The 17,411-nt window shown below is 51.4% G+C and carries 13 protein-coding genes (1 of these 13 running past the window's edge); 10 read left to right on the forward strand and 3 right to left on the reverse strand.

The genetic code is table 11. From position 1 onward, the window contains the following. Positions 1-50: 50 nt before the first annotated feature. Positions 51-983, reverse strand: a complete 933-nt coding sequence (locus ACJJIO_RS12755) for an outer membrane protein assembly factor BamD (RefSeq protein WP_444908673.1) — start codon at positions 981-983, stop codon at positions 51-53. Between the two features lie 118 nt (positions 984-1,101). Between ACJJIO_RS12755 and rluD the strand changes: the two genes are divergently transcribed. From rluD to ACJJIO_RS12780, 5 genes are all read left to right on the forward strand, one after another. Then, positions 1,102-2,058, forward strand: a complete 957-nt coding sequence (gene rluD / locus ACJJIO_RS12760) for a 23S rRNA pseudouridine(1911/1915/1917) synthase RluD (protein ID WP_444908674.1) — start codon at positions 1,102-1,104, stop codon at positions 2,056-2,058. A gap of 80 nt (positions 2,059-2,138) precedes the next feature. Then, positions 2,139-2,912 (forward strand): peptidoglycan editing factor PgeF, encoded by a 774-nt coding sequence (gene pgeF, locus ACJJIO_RS12765; protein WP_444908675.1) that lies wholly within the window; start codon positions 2,139-2,141, stop codon positions 2,910-2,912. Positions 2,913-3,270: 358 nt separating this feature from the next. Beyond that, positions 3,271-5,874: an ATP-dependent chaperone ClpB gene (gene clpB / locus ACJJIO_RS12770; RefSeq protein ID WP_252084463.1), complete on the forward strand. Its 2,604-nt coding sequence runs from the start codon at positions 3,271-3,273 to the stop codon at positions 5,872-5,874. A gap of 345 nt (positions 5,875-6,219) precedes the next feature. Further along, positions 6,220-7,317, forward strand: a complete 1,098-nt coding sequence (locus ACJJIO_RS12775) for an efflux RND transporter periplasmic adaptor subunit (protein WP_444908676.1) — start codon at positions 6,220-6,222, stop codon at positions 7,315-7,317. A gap of 18 nt (positions 7,318-7,335) precedes the next feature. Next, positions 7,336-10,407: an efflux RND transporter permease subunit gene (locus ACJJIO_RS12780; protein WP_444908677.1), complete on the forward strand. Its 3,072-nt coding sequence runs from the start codon at positions 7,336-7,338 to the stop codon at positions 10,405-10,407. 20 nt (positions 10,408-10,427) lie between these two features. Here the strand turns inward: ACJJIO_RS12780 and ACJJIO_RS12785 are convergent, their stop codons facing one another. Then, on the reverse strand, positions 10,428-11,492 hold the full coding sequence (locus tag ACJJIO_RS12785; RefSeq protein WP_444908678.1) for an AraC family transcriptional regulator: 1,065 nt from the start codon (positions 11,490-11,492) through the stop codon (positions 10,428-10,430). A 252-nt stretch (positions 11,493-11,744) separates the two neighbouring features. Between ACJJIO_RS12785 and ACJJIO_RS12790 the strand changes: the two genes are divergently transcribed. Then, positions 11,745-12,962, forward strand: a complete 1,218-nt coding sequence (locus ACJJIO_RS12790; protein ID WP_444903786.1) for a hypothetical protein — start codon at positions 11,745-11,747, stop codon at positions 12,960-12,962. Positions 12,963-12,981: 19 nt separating this feature from the next. Beyond that, positions 12,982-14,061: a DUF4785 family immunoglobulin-like domain-containing protein gene (locus ACJJIO_RS12795; RefSeq protein WP_444908679.1), complete on the forward strand. Its 1,080-nt coding sequence runs from the start codon at positions 12,982-12,984 to the stop codon at positions 14,059-14,061. Positions 14,062-14,071: 10 nt separating this feature from the next. Here the strand turns inward: ACJJIO_RS12795 and ACJJIO_RS12800 are convergent, their stop codons facing one another. Beyond that, entirely contained in the window at positions 14,072-14,551 is a 480-nt protein-coding gene (locus ACJJIO_RS12800; RefSeq protein ID WP_444908680.1) for a DUF4124 domain-containing protein, read from the reverse strand. A 459-nt stretch (positions 14,552-15,010) separates the two neighbouring features. Here ACJJIO_RS12800 and ACJJIO_RS12805 point away from each other — a divergent pair, with 459 nt between their 5' ends. The 3 genes in view from ACJJIO_RS12805 to ilvC are tightly spaced (at most 24 nt apart) and all read left to right on the forward strand, a layout consistent with a single transcriptional unit that may run on beyond the window. Next, positions 15,011-16,747 (forward strand): acetolactate synthase 3 large subunit, encoded by a 1,737-nt coding sequence (locus tag ACJJIO_RS12805; protein WP_444883732.1) that lies wholly within the window; start codon positions 15,011-15,013, stop codon positions 16,745-16,747. An 11-nt stretch (positions 16,748-16,758) separates the two neighbouring features. Then, a complete protein-coding gene (gene ilvN, locus ACJJIO_RS12810) occupies positions 16,759-17,250 on the forward strand; it encodes an acetolactate synthase small subunit (RefSeq protein ID WP_252084471.1) in 492 nt (163 codons plus the stop codon). Positions 17,251-17,274: 24 nt separating this feature from the next. Continuing rightward, positions 17,275-17,411 carry the beginning of a ketol-acid reductoisomerase gene (ilvC, locus tag ACJJIO_RS12815; protein ID WP_444891386.1) on the forward strand. Its footprint extends 889 nt past the window's final position, so only the first 137 of its 1,026 coding nucleotides appear in the window; its start codon is at positions 17,275-17,277; the stop codon falls past the right edge of the window.

The following is a 17,411-nucleotide window of genomic DNA, read 5'->3' on the forward strand; positions in this document are numbered from 1 at the left end:
AGAACATAAAACGGCGCCGAAAGGCGCTGTTTTATGTTTAGCAAGGGGTATTACATCAGCTCCGGAGGGAGAGGGGCTTCATCGCGGTTGTACTCGGGGTTATACAGTTCGCGGCTATCGAAACCTTCGGGATCAGACTTTTCAAACAACCCGAGGGTAACACGGTGTACCAGGCTGCGGCCGCTGGCGCCTTTGAAGAAGTCATAGTTGAAAGTGCCATCTTCATTGAACGCTGGATGCTTGGGATAGTTGTTGCGCAGCACGCTCAGGGCGTTGGCTTCCAGCTCCGGCATCTCCATCAGATGGTAGCCCTGTACCATCACTGCGAGTGCATCGGGTACGGCCGGAGTCTGCTGGAAGTTTTCCACAACATAGCGGCCACGGTTAGCAGCGGCGAGGTAGGCGCCGCGCTTGAAGTAGTAGTTGGCCACATGGATCTCATAGCGAGCCAGCAGGTTGCGCAGGTGAATCATGCGTTTCTGCGCATCTGCGGCGTAGCGGCTTTCCGGATAGCGGGCCATCAACTGAGAGAAGTAGGCGAAGGATTCGCGTGCAGCACCTGGATCTCGGTTGGTGAGGTCGGTAGGCATAAAGCGCTCAAACAGGCCGGCGCCCTCGGTGAAGGAGGATAGTCCCTTCATGTAATAGGCGTAATCGACATTGCGGTGTTGCGGATGCAGCCGGATAAAACGGTCCGCTGCGGCGATGGCAGCATCGTTTTCATAGTTGCGGTAATAGGCGTAGATCAGCTCCAGCTGGGCCTGCTCTGCATAGTTACCGAAGGGGAAGTTGTCTTCCAGGGCGCGCAGGTTCTTGATCGCCAGATCCCACTGGCTGGTGCGAAGTTGCCGCTGGGCAGCCTCGTAGAAGGCTTGTTCTGTGCGGTTGCCAGTGGGCAGGCCCTCTTCTGAGTCATCGGTGTTGGCACAGGCAACCAATAATACCGACACCAAGGCCAGCGACAGCATTTTCCAGGCTTGCATAGCCCCTCGCTCTATCATTCTCACACTCTACCTTATTAAACTATCCGCCAAGATTAATCTGGCGCTCCAGACATTTAAACACAGTCCCGGAGCTGCCCAAAGTATTTGCAATTGTTTGATGAATGACCACCTAAAACTCAATATTGAAGTTCCGGCCAGTATGGCTGGTCGAAGATTAGACCAGGCAGCAGCCGAATTAATTCCCGATTACTCCCGTGCTCGCCTGCAATCCTGGATCAAAGGCGGCCAGCTCACCTTGAATGGTGCTGTTGCCAAGCCTAAGGATAAGCTATTTGGCGGTGAGCAGCTCAGTCTACGCGCGGAATTGGAGGCTCAGGGAAGCTGGAGCGCCCAGGCCCTGGACCTGAATATTGTCTATGAAGACGATAGTCTCATTGTGATCAATAAGCCTGCAGGTCTAGTGGTTCACCCGGCTGCGGGTAATCCTGATGGCACTTTGCTAAACGGCTTGCTACACCACTGCCCAAATCAGGAGGTGATTCCCCGTGCTGGCATTGTGCACCGTTTAGACAAAGACACCAGTGGCCTGATGGTTGTCGCCAAGACTTTACCGGCACAGGTACACCTTGTAGACCAATTGAAGCAGCGGACGGTCAGTCGGCAGTATGACGCTTTAGTACAAGGCTATATCACCGGCCCCGGTCGCGTTGACGCGCCTATCGGTCGCCATCGCCAGAATCGACTGAAAATGGCGGTACTCGATTTTGGTGGTAAAGAAGCCATCACGCATTATCAAGTGCATCAGCGTTTCCGTGCCCACACCCTGTTGCGCTGCAAGCTGGAAACCGGGCGTACCCACCAGATTCGAGTGCATATGGCCCATATTCGTCATGCATTGGTCGGCGACCCGCTATATGGTGGGAGGCCTAAATTGCCCGCCGAGGCTAACAGGGAGCTGGTTGAGGCACTACAGGGGTTTCCCCGTCAGGCCCTACACGCTGCAGAGTTGGCCCTGGTTCACCCGCGCACCGGGGAAAATATGCACTGGTGTGCTCCTATGCCAACGGATATGCTTCAGTTGCTCGAGCTCCTCAATAGGGATCGGAGTGAGTGAAATCTGTGACTATATCTTCACTTGAGGTGGAGTGTGCAGTCACGGCCCGCTCCGCAACATCGATATAAAGCAGAAAAACTATGTCCCTCGATCATTACCTGACCCCCTCTTGGCCGGCGCCAGCCAGGGTGCGTGCCGTCACTACCTTGCGCAATGGCGGTGCTAGCACCGGAGTTTTTAGCAGCTTCAATCTTGGCGCCCATGTGGGGGATGAGGAACCTGCAGTAATGGCCAACCGGCAGCAGTTGTCGGAGGAATTGAAGCTGCCGGCGGTGCCTCAGTGGCTGGAGCAGATTCATAGTGACAAGGTCATTGAGGCACAGAGCGATGGGCTTGTGCGTACCGCTGATGCCAGCTTTAACCTTGGCGGTGGCGCTGCTTGCGCGGTCCTCACAGCCGACTGTCTGCCGGTGCTTATCTGCGACAAGACGGGCACCAGGGTAGCTGCAGCACATGGGGGGTGGCGCGGTTTGGCCGAGGGCATTTTGCGTAACACGGTTACTGCGCTTGATTGCGACCCAAAAGAATTACTAGTCTGGCTGGGGCCTGCGATTGGCCCCGAAGCTTTTGAAACGGGCGTCGATGTTTTAGAAGCCTTTTTCGAGCATGCGCAAAGTGGCATGCATACCGAGGCGATTGCTCAGTGTTTCCGTCCCCACAGTAAGAAACCCTTGCACTTTCTTGCTGATATCTATGCTCTGGCGCGAGCTGAATTGGCTGAACTTGGCGTAGAAAATATTTACGGGGGAGAATATTGTACAGTGAATGAAGCCGAACGTTTTTTTTCTTACCGCAGGGAAAGAACTACCGGACGAATGGCTTCATTAATCTGGTTGGCGGATGATGAAAGCTGAGAACACAGTAAAGAAAGGCGAGTGATTTTTGCTGTGCTTTCTATGTCTTACTTCGCTTTCGCTTCCTTTGCCTGAGTTGAGGTAAGGCTATGGCAGAGTGAACCACTTTTTCCTTTGACTTCTATTGGGGTCTTAAGCGCAAAAATCAAGCTTCAGGTGTGGATTTAAAACTAGATTTAAGAAAAAATTATTTTGCGCATTAGTGATTTACGTTAGGAATTCCCACCAATTGATTTAAATCATTGAAAACCTTCCTCCCGCCCCTATTTTATTTCCCAACACTACACTGAAGCGTGGCGCCGCTTGGCTGCTATCGACCCAGTACTACAAAAATCCCCGAGTAGGAGAGGTTGCATTCATGCGTATAGACAGAATGACAAACCCGCTGCAGGCAGCTTTTGCCGATGCACAATCTCTGGCCGTTGGCAGAGATCACAACCAAATTTATCCAGAGCACCTGTTGCTTGCGCTGCTCAACCAAAATAACGGCAGCGTGCCTGCATTTTTGTCGCAGGCCGGATTTAATCTAAATGGTCTGCGCAATGATCTGGCTAAAAGGCTGGATAACCTGCCAACTATCAGTTCCCCCACTGGGGACGTGGGTATGTCGCAGGAGCTGATGCGCCTGATGAACCTCACGGATAAAAAAGCGCAAAAAAATGGTGATAGTTTTATTTCCAGTGAGACAGTTTTACTCGCTGCGTTTGATTCTGCTGCAGGGGAAATTGCCAAAATACTCAATGCCAATGGCGACTTAAAACAATTAGAGGCAGCGATACAAAAAGTGCGTGGTGATGAAAAAATTGACGATCCCAATGCGGAAGAGGCACGTCAGGCATTGGATAAGTACACCTTGGATCTGACCGAACGCGCGATAGCCGGCAAGCTGGATCCAGTGATTGGTCGTGACGATGAAATTCGTCGTACGATACAGGTATTGCAGCGCCGCACTAAAAACAACCCGGTACTGATCGGTGAACCCGGTGTGGGAAAAACCGCGATTGTCGAGGGGCTCGCTCAGAGAATTGTGAACGGTGAGGTTCCCGAGGGCCTCAAAGACAAGCGTCTGTTGTCATTGGACTTGGGCGCTCTGCTAGCCGGCGCCAAGTTCCGTGGAGAATTTGAAGAGCGCTTAAAAGCTGTTCTCAATGAGCTCTCCAAGCAGGAAGGGCGGATCATTCTGTTTATTGATGAGCTGCATACCATGGTGGGGGCGGGCAAAGCCGAGGGCGCTATGGATGCCGGTAATATGCTTAAACCGGCTCTAGCGCGCGGTGAGTTGCACTGTGTTGGCGCCACAACCCTGGATGAATATCGCCAGTACATCGAGAAAGATGCGGCCCTTGAACGTCGCTTCCAAAAGGTACTGGTGGATGAGCCCACCGAGGAAGATACCATTGCCATATTGCGGGGATTAAAAGAACGCTACGAAGTGCACCACGGCGTGGATATCACCGACTCGGCCATCATTGCTGCCACCAAATTGTCCCAGCGTTATATTACCGATCGTCAGCTGCCGGACAAAGCGATCGACCTGATCGATGAAGCGGCCAGTCGTATCCGCATGGAAATAGATTCCAAGCCGGAATCGATGGATAAACTGGAACGCCGTTTAATCCAACTTAAAATCGAACGCGAGGCAGTCAAAAAAGATAAAGATGACGAGGCCACACAAAAGCGGTTAGCCAAGTTGGAGGAGGAAATTCACCAGTTGGAAAAGGAATACTCCGATCTCGAGGAAGTTTGGAAAGCGGAGAAATCCCAGCTTGCGGGTAGCCACGACCTGAAAGAGAAACTGGAACAGGCCAAGTTGGATATGGAATCGGCGCGTCGCGCCGGTGATTTAACCCGAATGTCGGAGCTGCAGTACGGTGTTATCCCACAGCTGGAACAACAGTTGAAGTCTGCTGCAACCCATGAGGCAAGTGAAGAGCCGCGCCTGTTGCGCAATCGGGTAACCGATGAAGAAGTAGCCGAAGTTGTTTCTCGCTGGACAGGTATCCCGGTTTCCAAAATGCTGGAGGGCGAGCGGGAAAAATTACTGCGTATGGAAGACGAGCTTCACAAACGTGTTATAGGCCAGGGTGAAGCGGTGGAAGCTGTCGCCAATGCGGTGCGGCGCTCCCGCGCGGGTCTCGCCGATCCTAATCGCCCCAACGGCTCTTTCCTATTTCTGGGCCCCACCGGGGTTGGTAAAACTGAGCTCTGTAAGGCGCTGGCACAATTTCTCTTCGACACCGAAGATGCCATGGTGCGCATCGATATGTCGGAATTTATGGAAAAGCACTCAGTGGCCCGCCTGATAGGCGCACCTCCGGGGTATGTGGGTTACGAGGAGGGCGGCTATCTGACTGAGGCGGTGCGTCGTAAACCCTACTCAGTGGTGTTGCTCGATGAAGTGGAAAAGGCACATCCGGATGTATTCAATATCCTGCTGCAGGTGCTGGATGATGGTCGCTTGACCGATGGCCAGGGTCGCACCGTGGACTTTCGCAATACTGTTGTAGTGATGACTTCCAACCTGGGGTCGGACCTGATCCAAAAGTTTGCCAGCGCCGAGAGTGGTGATGACTTGGATGCCGAAATTCGTTATCGACAGATGAAAAATGCGGTGATGGAAGTGGTGGGCAATCACTTCCGCCCAGAATTTATTAACCGTATTGATGAGGTAGTGGTATTCCACCCGCTGGATAAGGCGGAAGTGCGCTCCATTGCGGAAATTCAGTTGCGACAATTGTGCCGCCGTCTGAGCGAGCGTGATCTGAAGCTGGAGGTTTCCGAGGGCCTGTTGAATAAGCTTGCTGAGGTGGGCTTTGATCCGGTCTATGGCGCGCGGCCACTGAAACGGGCGATACAAATCTGGCTGGAAAACCCACTGGCGCAAGATGTGCTCGCAGGTAAATTTACTCCCGGCACCACTATCCACGCGGATGTCGAGGGTGATCGGGCGGTATTCCGCTAGTCGGTATTATTCGTTTCTCTGTCGATGAAACAGCTAGTTATACATCTGTTTCATCGACTTTTAGAGTAGGATATTTCGTTTTCTTCCTCCTTCTTTATCTCGCTCAAAATTGGGTGCAGGTACCTATCTTTCCACCATTATCGTCACTTCCGTCCCTTCCATGGCGTTCAAATATCTTTTCAGGCTAATCCAATGAGAGTCTAACAATACGCACGGGATTTTCTTTATAAACTAAATCTGGTGGTCTGTTTAGTTGGTGGCTCCCAGAGTCAGACCTCCGTCTTGTCGATCCGCGGCATTGTTGTGAATGATCGGGGGTAAATTATCAGTAAACGCATGGTGCTAATGCTGCTCGGGTGCCTGGTACTTTTTGGCGGTATTTTTGCGTATAAATTTATTGTCCAGCGTATGGTGAATCAATTTCTGGACAATATGCGTTTGCCGGCTCCTACAGTGACCTCGGCGAAAGCGCAGGTGCAAAATTGGCCAGAGGATTTAAGCGGGGTTGGTACAGTCCGTGCCGTCAATGGTGTTGAGGTTACGACAGAGGCCGAGGGTGTGGTTAGTGCTATCCACTTCAAGTCCGGCCAGTATGTACACAAAGGCGACCTTCTCGTAGAAATATTCGCCGAGCCGGAGAAAGCACAGCTGCAGGTTCTGGATGCTGAGCTGCGTTTGGCAAGGCGCAATTATGCACGAATTAAAACGCTTACCGCTCGTGGTGTGACCACCGAAGCAGAGCTCGATAGTGCACGTAGCACCTTGGATCAGGTGGTGGCCAATATCGAGGTACAGCGCGCCAGGGTGGATCAGCGTAGAGTGCTGGCGCCTTTTAATGGTGTTCTAGGAATACGCCGTATTGATCTTGGGCAGAATGTCAGCCCGGGGGACGCGGTAGTCACTCTTCAACAGCTCACGCCTATCTTTGTCGACTTTTCCCTGCCAGAGCAGAAATACTCTCTGGTTAAGGAGGGGATGCCTATCAGCCTGACTACCGATGCTTTTCCCGGTAAAACCTACCGGGGGAGAATTACCGCAGTAGACCCCAGAGTAGATAGAGCCAGCCGCAACTTCCTGATACAGGCTACGCTCGAAAATCCCAAGAAGCACCTGCGCCCAGGTATGTTTGCCCAGGTTTCTGTAAAAATTGAAGCCAGCCGCCGAGTACTTGTGGTCCCCCGAACGGCCCTGTTGTTTGCTCCCTATGGCGTATCGGTCTTTGTGTTGGAAACGGAAGCCTCTGACAACAGTGTCACCGTAAACAAACGCTTTGTTAAAACCGGTGAGGAGCGCGGTGATCTGGTGGAAATTGTAGAAGGATTGCTGCAGGGCGATGAGGTGGCCAGCAGTGGCTTGCTTAAATTGCGCAATGGTGAGGCTGCGGTAATCAACAATGAGAACAAGCCGCCAGAGGACCCATCTCCCACTCCTGAAAACAGTTAATTTCTACTGGGTGTTGCGGTGAATTTTACAGAGATATTTATTCGTAAACCGGTATTAGCTTCAGTAGTCAGTTTATTTATTTTTCTACTGGGCTTGCGCTCAATAACTGAATTAAATATTCGTCAGTATCCGGAACTGGAGAATGCAGTTATTACAGTCACTACTGTCTATGTGGGAGCAGACTCCGATCTTGTACAGGGATTTATTACCACGCCGCTTGAACAGGAGATTGCAACGGCGGATGGCATAGATTACATGGTATCTACCAGCGTACAGGGGCTCTCGACCATCAATGCCTATGTGCGGTTTGATTACGACCCCAACGAGGTGCTGACTCAAATTGTTGCAAAGGTAAATAAATTGCGCAGCGACTTGCCCGAAGAGTCTGAGGATTCCAGTGTGGAGATGCAGCAGGGGGAAACAACCGCTGCCATGTACCTTTCTTTTTCCTCGGAGATCCTCGCTAACAATCAAATTACCGATTACTTAGTTCGGGTTGTGCAGCCCAAGCTGGCCACTATAGCCGGGGTACAGCGTGCACGTTTGCTTGGAGACAGTACTTTTGCTATGCGCGCCTGGTTGAAGCCTAAAGAAATGGCTGCGTTGGAGGTGACACCTGAAGACGTAGCCAATGCCCTGCGCAATAACAATATCCTTTCTGCAGCGGGGGCCACCAAGGGCTCTAGAGTAGCAATAGAAATACGTGCAGACACGGATATTTCCCGCCAAGTGGATTTTCAAAATCTGGTGGTGCGTGCGAGCGGCGATCAATTGGTAAGACTTAGAGATGTAGCGGATATTGAGTTGGGAGCGGAGACTTACGATAGCTCGGTGACATTTAACGGGCAGTCTGCAACTTTTATTGCTATTGAAGTCGCCCCCAATGCAAACTCCTTGGATGTCATCAAACATGTACGGGAAAAGCTGGAGAGTGAAATTTTTCCCCAGCTACCGGAGGGGATGCGGGGAGAAATTCCCTATGACAGTACTGAGTATATTCAGGACTCTATTTCTGAAGTGGTGCGTACCATTGTTGAAGCAGTGATTATCGTTATCGTGGTCATCTATCTGTTTCTGGGGTCTTTGCGCAGTGTTTTGATTCCTGCCATCGCGCTTCCTCTTTCCTTAGTGGGTGCAATGTTTCTGATGCTGTTGATGGGCTTTTCCATCAACTTGCTAACTCTGTTAAGTATGGTGCTGGCTATTGGCATCGTCGTGGATGATGCGATTATCGTTTTGGAAAATGTGCACCGCCATATTGAAGAGGGGCTCACGCCACGCGAAGCTGCCATTGTAGGGGCTCGAGAACTTGCATGGCCAGTAGTAGCTATGACTACCACGTTGATCGCCGTGTATATTCCTATTGGCTTTCTCGGTGGTCTTACCGGAACTCTATTTATCGAGTTTGCGTTTTCTCTCGCCGGTGCCGTGCTGCTATCGGGTGTGGTCGCGCTAACACTTTCACCAATGATGGCCTCTAGGATACTGAAGCCGCGTGACGGTGGGGGGACACGCTTGGAGGCCTGGTTGGAGCGGCGCTTTGCGAATTTACAGAAGGGTTTTGAAAAGCGCTTGCACAACGCATTAGAGGAACGCAGCGTTATTTTACTTTTCGGCTTGATTGTTTTGGTGAGCTGTTATTTTCTTTTTATTACTTCACCGCAGGAGCTGGAGCCTACAGAAGATCGGGGTTTGGTCCTCACTATATCCACAGCAGATGCTTATGCAACACTGGATTATGTTGAGCAATATACAGGGGAGTTGGTGGATATTGCTGATCTCTATACTGAGGTGGAAAATATTTTCCTGCTCAATGGCGCCGGTACTTTTAGCAGTGGTGTCAATAATGCTACGGCGGGCTTTGTATTAGGGCCCTGGGAAAAGCGTAAACGTGACACTGCACAAATGCAGGAACTAATCAGTGAGGATGTGCGCAACATCGCTGGTCTTAAAGTGGCTGTGGTTGTGCCGCCGAGCTTGCCCACTGCAGGTGGTCAACTGCCGGTGGAATTTGTTATCGGGGCAACAGAGCCAGTGGAGAATCTCGCCGATGTTGCCAGTGAGATTATGGCAAAGGCCTTGCAAAGCAGGAAGTTTATTTTTCTGGACTCCGACCTGAAAATTGATAAGCCTAAGGTCGTTATTGAAATAGACCGAGAGAAGGCTGCGACTATGGGGGTGGATATGGTGAACCTCAGTCGTGACTTGGGGGCAATGCTTTCCGGTGCTTATGTTAATCGCTTTTCACTTGATAATCGTAGTTATAAGGTGATCCCTCAGGTCGAGCGAGTTGATCGCCTGACTCCTGCCCAGTTGAAGCAATATTATATCCGGGCGATTAACGGGGACCTGGTTCCTATTAATACCCTGATTAATCTGCGCCAAATCGTTGAGCCACAACAATTAAAACGCTTCCAGCAACTTAATGCGGTTACGATATCCGGGGTGCCGCGCCCGGGTGTCACCCTAGGTGAAGCGTTGGACGTTTTGGAAAATGCGGCGAGGCAAATACTGCCAGCCGAGTATTCTGTGGACTACTCCGGTCAATCCCGTCAATTCAAAACGGAAGGTTCTGAATTAGTCATAACATTTTTCTTCGCACTGATAGTAATTTATCTGGTGCTGGCGGCTCAGTTTGAGTCCTGGCGCGACCCTCTAATTATGCTGGTGACTGTCCCGATGAGTGTGTGCGGCGCTATGATCTTTGTAAGCCTGGGTCTAACCACACTTAATATCTACACCCAGGTGGGACTGGTGACTTTAATCGGCGTTATCTCCAAGCATGGAATTCTAATTGTGGAGTTTGCCAATAAACTACAAATGGGGGGAGTGGATAAGCGTATCGCTATAGAGGAGGCCACTTCTATTCGTCTGCGGCCGGTATTGATGACAACGGCATCACTGGTGCTGGCAATGGTGCCACTGCTGATTGCTTCAGGGCCCGGTGGTGGGGCCCGTTTTGCCATGGGGCTGGTCGTCGCCTCGGGTATGACGATTGGCACATTGTTTACCCTTTTTGTGGTGCCTGCCATGTATCTTTATTTGGGGCGGGATTACGAAAAGATAAGGGCACAAGTGCAGGGCAATTAATGGCCTCGTGCATGATACTTTTAAGCGTCGAGGATACCCCTTGTGGTGTTACTACGGCGGAATTCACTGGGAGTAACCCCTTCGTGTTTTTTAAAGAAGCGGGTAAATACCGCGCGCTCGGCAAAATGCAGCTTTATTGCGATACTCTCGACAGATTCACTGGAGGACAGCAGTAGACGTTTGGTCAGGGCCAGGGTGACACTGTCTTTTAGCTCCTGAAAAGTAACCCCCTGTTCTTTCAATCTCCTTTGCAGGGTGCGGCCGCTGGTGCGAAAGTGAGCGGCGGCCTGTTTAATGGTGACTTCCTCGCGGAGAATGTGTTTTTCCAGCCATGAGCGCAGGCTCGCAGCTAAGTTGTAACTCGATAGCGTATTGTGTAAAACAGTTTTTAAAACATTTCGGCTCTGGCTACGCAGTAACTTGTGGTAGCTGGGGATAGGAAAATCCAGTGTTTCAGAGCCAAGAATAATGGCGTTGGTATCACAGTCAAATTCTACTGGGCTTTGGAATATACGGGCATAAATAGAATCATCCTCGGGTTTTGGCCTGCGCAACTTAACACCGCATACCTCAGTAAACTGGGGGTTCAGCGTACGCAATAATTCCGCGATTCGGGCCATTAACATTTCGGCAAAGAAATGGTTTACCGATTCGCTAAATAATTCTAAGCGCCATTGCAGAGTGAGGACTTCACATTCTTTTTCTTGTCTTGTTTCGAATCTTAGTAGCGGCGCAAGGGTTTGCGATAAAACAATTTCCGCAGGACGCAGTATTTCCCGTGGCCGCCGCAGGGAGGGTTGCGCCTCGATAATGGTTTCTTCCAGCCACAAGATAATAGGAAAGCGACTGAAACTGAGTCCCGGTGAAGAAACTGGGGAAAGTGCTACCAGGTTTTCAATCAGTGCATTGAACTCGCTGTAACTCAGTCGCTCGTTCTCGCGGGGATTCCAGCTAAATGCGAAAGGCAGCCGCTCAATTAGAGTACCAATAGGAATACCCAGCCGCGCAGCAGCTGTAACGAAATAGGGTGCAAATATTTTAGGCACGCCGGCATGGCCGGACATATTTTTATTCTGGTCTCTCATGACTCTTTGCCGTCCGGGTGGCGTTAATTCGATCATAGCAAAGGCGTATCAATCTAAGAAAACAATAATGTGAATTATGACGAACCGGTCGCCTCATGTGGCGCACTTGATCATCCTGTGGCGCCATAAATCCTATTGCGGCACCCACCTCAGCAGATAAGTTGCAGGGGTCTGCAGTGTGTTGCGAAACGGATACCTCGAGACTCTGCGGTCAGTAAATATCCACTTATAAAATTATAAAGGTCAATCACCATGACACTGTCTAAACGACTGGGCGCAGGCCTGTCTGTTTTTTTTGCTGCGATGGTAGGCACTTCTGCGGCGGTAGCGGAGAACTGCTACATCCTGGTCCATGGACATGGAGTCGAGGGGCATACAACCAGTACAGCGAGCGATGGGAGTTTAGTGCAACCGGCACTGGACTATTGGAGCGAAACCTATTTCGATGAATATAAAAACAGCAGTTTTATCGACCAGCTGCTAGTCAGCGGCGGCAATTACGGAGTAGTGGGGTACAACTCTACCGATGAGGGTGAGCTGCCCTACTGGCACGATAAAACCTCCGGTGAAATTGCACGGCAAATTATTCAGATCCGCAGTGGAGCCGGAGACAGGTTCGAACACGAAAACCAGTGTTCTGCCGATGATACCTTCTGGATTATTTCCCACAGCCAGGGCGCTGCGCAGATGATGTATATCGCTGGCAACGCTGTTGAAGGATCGCCTTACTACAACCGTGCTTACAATCAGTACGACACTGATACTGAAGTACAGGATGTTAAGAAGTGCTCGACAACTTGGTGGGGCAGCAAGAGCTGTAAAACCGTTTCTGAGGAAGTGCAGGTTGCCAGCCTGAGTGATGCCAACGCGGTTACTGTGGATTTTGATAGTGCGATTAGCGGAGTGGCTGCGATCTTCACCACTGGTGGAGCAATCACCGGTACCGAGGGCGTGGATCGTATCTGTAATGGCACTTGGTATGACGAGGTGATCAATGACCTCTTCTTTGGCAGGGAGTGTGCCGCGGTGCGCTATATGCAGACCAACGATATTTATACCGTGCGTAATTACGTGGGCACTAATCTGGGTGCGCCTGTCTACACCATTGGCGGCTACGCGGGCTTTCCCGGTGCAGAAAGCGTTTCCTCTGCACTGCTGAATGGTGAAGATGATGGTTACATTAATCTCGCCTCCCAGATGAACTGCTCTGGTTCCGGCAAACGAAGCCTCTGGTCAAACCTCAAGCAGTACGACACCTTCATGGGTATTGCCTACGGCAGTGCCACCTTCTCCTGTGACAACGACAATAAGGGTACGGCTCGTTCCTACAATCTGGCCAGCATTTATACCGATCACGATGCTCAGCGCAATGGCGGTATTTTGTCTCCGGATTACGATGGCATTCCCGATGGTTTGAATTGTGGGGTTGGTAAAAACAGCGCCGGCCGAATTGCCGCCTGTACTCAGTAATTTTTGCGGGAGCTAGCCCATGTCCGTCAGCAACAATCGCCTCAAGGGGCGCTTAGCCATCCTGGGATCCATTGTCTTTATCGCCGCAGCCGTGGCTTATTGGTTCACTGGTGAGGGTGGGGAAGTATCCACAGCGGTTGTTGCCAAGGCGGAAGCTGGGGGGCTCCATGCCCCACAGCCACAGAGGGCCGAGCTTCAAGAGGTAGCGCTGGTTGAAGAGAAGCCGGTCGAGGATAAATCTGTTCAGGTTTGGCAGGAGATCCAGGCGCGGCCGGTCAAGACCGAATTGCACCAGTCACTGCTCTCTGATCTGGCAAAATTTCACCGCTATCCACCGGAAAATCGCGCGATCAAGAGCGCTTCGCAGGATCCGATTTCCCAGACCCATGCCCCAGACCAGCGCACTACCTACAGTGACAATGGAGACACCTTGACCCTGTGGACTGATCAGAAGTTCTATCTGTATGGTGATACCGTGCGTGTCTTCGCCTTTCAGACCGATAGCGATGGTGTCAAGGTACCAGCGGACCTGACCGCCCTAATGGTGTTGGATGACCAACATGTGCTGGGTTCACTGACCTTTGAAGATGGCAACGGGGACTTGGTTTACGAGGCGGAGATAGAGGCGGGAGCTTACCAAGGGCAGTCGCTGCCAACGGGTATTTATAAGATTATCGTGGATACGGATATCGATGGCCTGCGCGATGCAGCGGCATTTACACTGTCAGAGGATACGGGCAGCTATACCGGCAACTTGCGGGACTCTCTTACCAATGAGGGTAATTTACTAGTGGAAGCCGAAGTGGAAATATTGCAACAGGGCCGTTTTTACTTCCGTGGTTCCCTCTACAACGATGAGCAGACGCCCATTGGCAGCACCCAATATGCGGTTGAGCTTTCTCCAGGGCGCCACTGGATCCCCTTCGAATTTTACGGTCTGATGATCCGCGATGCCGATCAGGATGGCCCCTATCTGGTTAAGCAGCTGAGTATTGCGCGGGTGACGGTGCCCAGGGCAGATAGGCTGTTTGAACCCGGCTATTACACCGAGCGTTACAGCCTGGAGCAGTTTAACGAAACGCCTTATAAAGAGCTTTAAAAGCTAGGGCTTAGCAGTTATCGCGAATACTCTGTTTTTCCTTGGTAATGCGTTCCTGGCGTTCATCTTCTCCCAGCATACGGTGATTGCCCTCTTCGTCGATTTCACGTACCCGAGCGTGGGTAGTCAGGGCTTTTAGGTTTTTCTGGGAGGACTCACAGCGTTGTGCGCGTGCTGCTGCCTGGGCGCGGGCTACTTGCTCATCCACTTTTGAGGGGCCCAGGGCTTCTTGTTTTGTGGTATTTTTTCTCTCGGGAGTGGGCTTGGCAGCCACTTGTTTGGCTTTTTCTGCAGCTATCGCAGCCTGTTGTTCCGCTTCCCATTGTTTGTAGCGCTCCGACTTCGGCTTCTTTATAACTTCAACTTCAGTGCTACTGGGTGGCTGCTCCCCAAAGTGCACCACGCCGTTCTCATCCACCCACTTGTAGATGCCGTTGGCTTGAGCGGCCAGTGCCAGGCCGGAGAATAGCATTGCGAGTGCGATGCGCATCGGATTACCCCTCATCGTTGTATCTTTCCTTACCCGACATATTGTACCGGTAACGGTGGACTTTCCTGTAACTCTCTTAACACTTTCAGTCATGTCTATTGACAGTCAATGTTGGATTGGCAAAATCGACTGTTTCCTCGGCGAGTAGTCGTCTCCGCACACCCGCGGCCAGGACACTAGCACAGGTGGACCACCCCTCCGCCGCAATTCCGCCGAGAGGCTCTCCCTACCCCTGGAGGCCTGCTAGCCTGCAATTCGGACACCGCCGTGTCGGTTTCAGGCTGGGTGTTTTACTGCGCGCGATGCTCTCATCCTAAAAATCGGCATGTAAACACGCAACAGGCTGATATCTGTCATCATTTTCCTTTACAATTGCCGTTCAACATTCTTGTTGTTCGTTCGGTTAGCGGTTCTTTGATGATGGCTATCCTACCAACTAGGTGAATTGAGGAGACTCAAGTGGAATTACTTTCCGGCGGCGATATGTTGGTTCGCGCGCTGCAGGATGAAGGGGTAGATCTGATTTTTGGCTACCCGGGCGGTTCGGCACTGCATATCTATGACGCCATCTTTAGGCAGAAGTCCATCAAACACATTTTGGTGCGGCATGAACAGGGTGCTACCCACGCTGCAGACGGCTATGCCCGCTCAACAGGCAAGGCGGGTGTTGTACTTGTGACCTCGGGTCCAGGGGCCACGAATGCGATTACCGGAATTGCGACCGCCTATATGGATTCGATTCCTATGGTGGTGATTTCGGGTCAGGTGCCCAGCGATAAGATCGGTGAAGATGCCTTTCAGGAAACCGATATGGTTGGGTGCTCGCGGCCAATCGTAAAGCACAGTTTCCTGGTGAAGAACGCCGAGGATATTCCCGAGATCGTTAAGAAAGCTTTCTATATAGCCACGACTGGCCGCCCTGGCCCTGTGGTGATTGATGTACCCAAGGATGTAACCAACCCCGCCGAGCGCTTTCCCTATCGCTACCCGGATAAGCTGCGCATGCGCTCCTATACTCCGGCGGGCAAGGGCCACAGTGGACAAATTCGCAAGGCGGTGGCGTTGTTGCTATCGGCGCGGCGACCGGTAATTTACGCTGGCGGTGGGGTGGTTCAGGGGGATGGCTCCGAACTGCTCACTGAGTTGGCTCGCCATTTGAATTATCCCGTGACCAATACCTTGATGGGACTCGGCGCTTTTCCCGGTAGCGATAAACGTTTTCTCGGTATGCTCGGCATGCATGGCACCTTCGAGGCTAATACCGCTATGCATCATGCAGATGTCATTCTGGCGGTGGGAGCGCGTTTCGATGACCGCGTTACCAATACACCCAGCAAATTTTGTCCGGGAGCCAAGATTATTCATATTGATGTGGACCCGGCTTCTATTTCCAAAACCATCGTCGCCGATATTCCCATCGTTGGTACTGTGCAGTCAGTACTGGCTGATATGCTGGAAGCCTTTAAATCCAGTGAGGAACAGCCGGACCAGTCAGCAATCGTTGACTGGTGGCGTCAGATAGACGACTGGCGTGAACGTCACGGCCTCTATACCGTTCCGCGATACAAAACTGACGGCGCCCTGATCATGCCGCAGGAGGTCATTCGTGCGGTTTACGATATCACCGAGGGCGATGCCTTCGTGACCTCTGATGTTGGACAACACCAGATGTTTGCCGCCCAGTATTACCATTTCGACAAGCCGCGCCGTTGGATTAACTCCGGCGGGCTCGGCACCATGGGTTTTGGTCTGCCTTCTGCCCTGGGGGTGAAGATTGCCCACCCAGATAAAGAAGTTGTCTGTGTGACCGGTGAGGGCAGTATCCAGATGTGTATTCAGGAATTGTCCACCGCTACTCAATACCATCTGCCGGTTAAGATTCTGTGTCTCAATAACCAGGCACTAGGCATGGTGAAGCAGTGGCAGGAAATGCAGTACGAAGGGCGCCTTTCCAACAGTGTCTACGAAGAGTCTCTGCCGGACTTCGTCAAGCTTGCAGAAGCCTATGGCCACCTGGGTGTGAAGATTGAGCGAAGAGAAGACCTGCATGAAAAACTGCAGGAGGCCTTTGCGCATAAAGACCGCACGGTGTTTATCGATGTTTATGTCGATCCCTCTGAGCATGTCTACCCGATGCAAGTCATGCCGAGTGGTTCCATGCGTGATATGTGGCTGAGCAAAACCGAACGGACATAGGGGTTAGGGAAATGCGGAGAATTATTTCGGTTTTGATGGAGAACGAGCCGGGAGCACTATCCCGAGTTGTGGGATTGTTTTCCCAGCGCGGCTACAACATTGAGAGCTTGACTGTGGCGCCTACAGAAGACGCCACTTTGTCACGTCTCACCATGGTGACCATAGGTGATGATCACAAGATCGAGCAGATAACAAAAAACCTCAACAAATTAATTGATGTGGTGAAGCTGGTTGACCTTACTGAAGGCTCTCACATTGAGCGGGAATTATTGCTGGTAAAGGTGCGCGCCAATGGAGCCCAGCGCGATGAGGTCAAACGAAGTGTAGATATTTTTCGTGGGCAGATAGTGGATGTTACCAGCAGTATGTACACGGTTCAGGTTGCCGGCACAGGTCAAAAACTCGATGCATTTTTACAGGCATTGGGAGAGCACACCATTATGGAAGTCGTGCGCTCCGGGGTTTCTGGAATTGCCCGCGGTGAAAAAGTATTAAGTGTTTAGATAGCAGGAAATAGGAATTTAGTCATGCAAGTTTATTACGATAAAGATTGTGAACTGTCTTTAATTCGCGGGAAAAATGTTGCGATTATCGGTTACGGTTCTCAGGGGCATGCCCACGCCAATAACCTCAAGGATTCCGGTGTAGAAAATATTGTTGTCGG

The organism is Microbulbifer mixtoriginis (SeqCode) (genome assembly GCF_052467235.1).

Bases quoted from the DNA above. Each gene is read 5' to 3' on its own strand.
- ACJJIO_RS12755 (WP_444908673.1), bottom strand. From the start codon at position 983: ATGCAAGCCTGGAAAATGCTGTCGCTGGCCTTGGTGTCGGTATTATTG.
- rluD (WP_444908674.1), top strand. From the start codon at position 1,102: ATGAATGACCACCTAAAACTCAATATTGAAGTTCCGGCCAGTATGGCT.
- pgeF (WP_444908675.1), top strand. From the start codon at position 2,139: ATGTCCCTCGATCATTACCTGACCCCCTCTTGGCCGGCGCCAGCCAGG.
- clpB (WP_252084463.1), top strand. From the start codon at position 3,271: ATGCGTATAGACAGAATGACAAACCCGCTGCAGGCAGCTTTTGCCGAT.
- ACJJIO_RS12775 (WP_444908676.1), top strand. From the start codon at position 6,220: ATGCTGCTCGGGTGCCTGGTACTTTTTGGCGGTATTTTTGCGTATAAA.
- ACJJIO_RS12785 (WP_444908678.1), bottom strand. From the start codon at position 11,492: ATGAGAGACCAGAATAAAAATATGTCCGGCCATGCCGGCGTGCCTAAA.
- ACJJIO_RS12790 (WP_444903786.1), top strand. From the start codon at position 11,745: ATGACACTGTCTAAACGACTGGGCGCAGGCCTGTCTGTTTTTTTTGCT.
- ACJJIO_RS12795 (WP_444908679.1), top strand. From the start codon at position 12,982: ATGTCCGTCAGCAACAATCGCCTCAAGGGGCGCTTAGCCATCCTGGGA.
- ACJJIO_RS12800 (WP_444908680.1), bottom strand. From the start codon at position 14,551: ATGCGCATCGCACTCGCAATGCTATTCTCCGGCCTGGCACTGGCCGCT.
- ilvN (WP_252084471.1), top strand. From the start codon at position 16,759: ATGCGGAGAATTATTTCGGTTTTGATGGAGAACGAGCCGGGAGCACTA.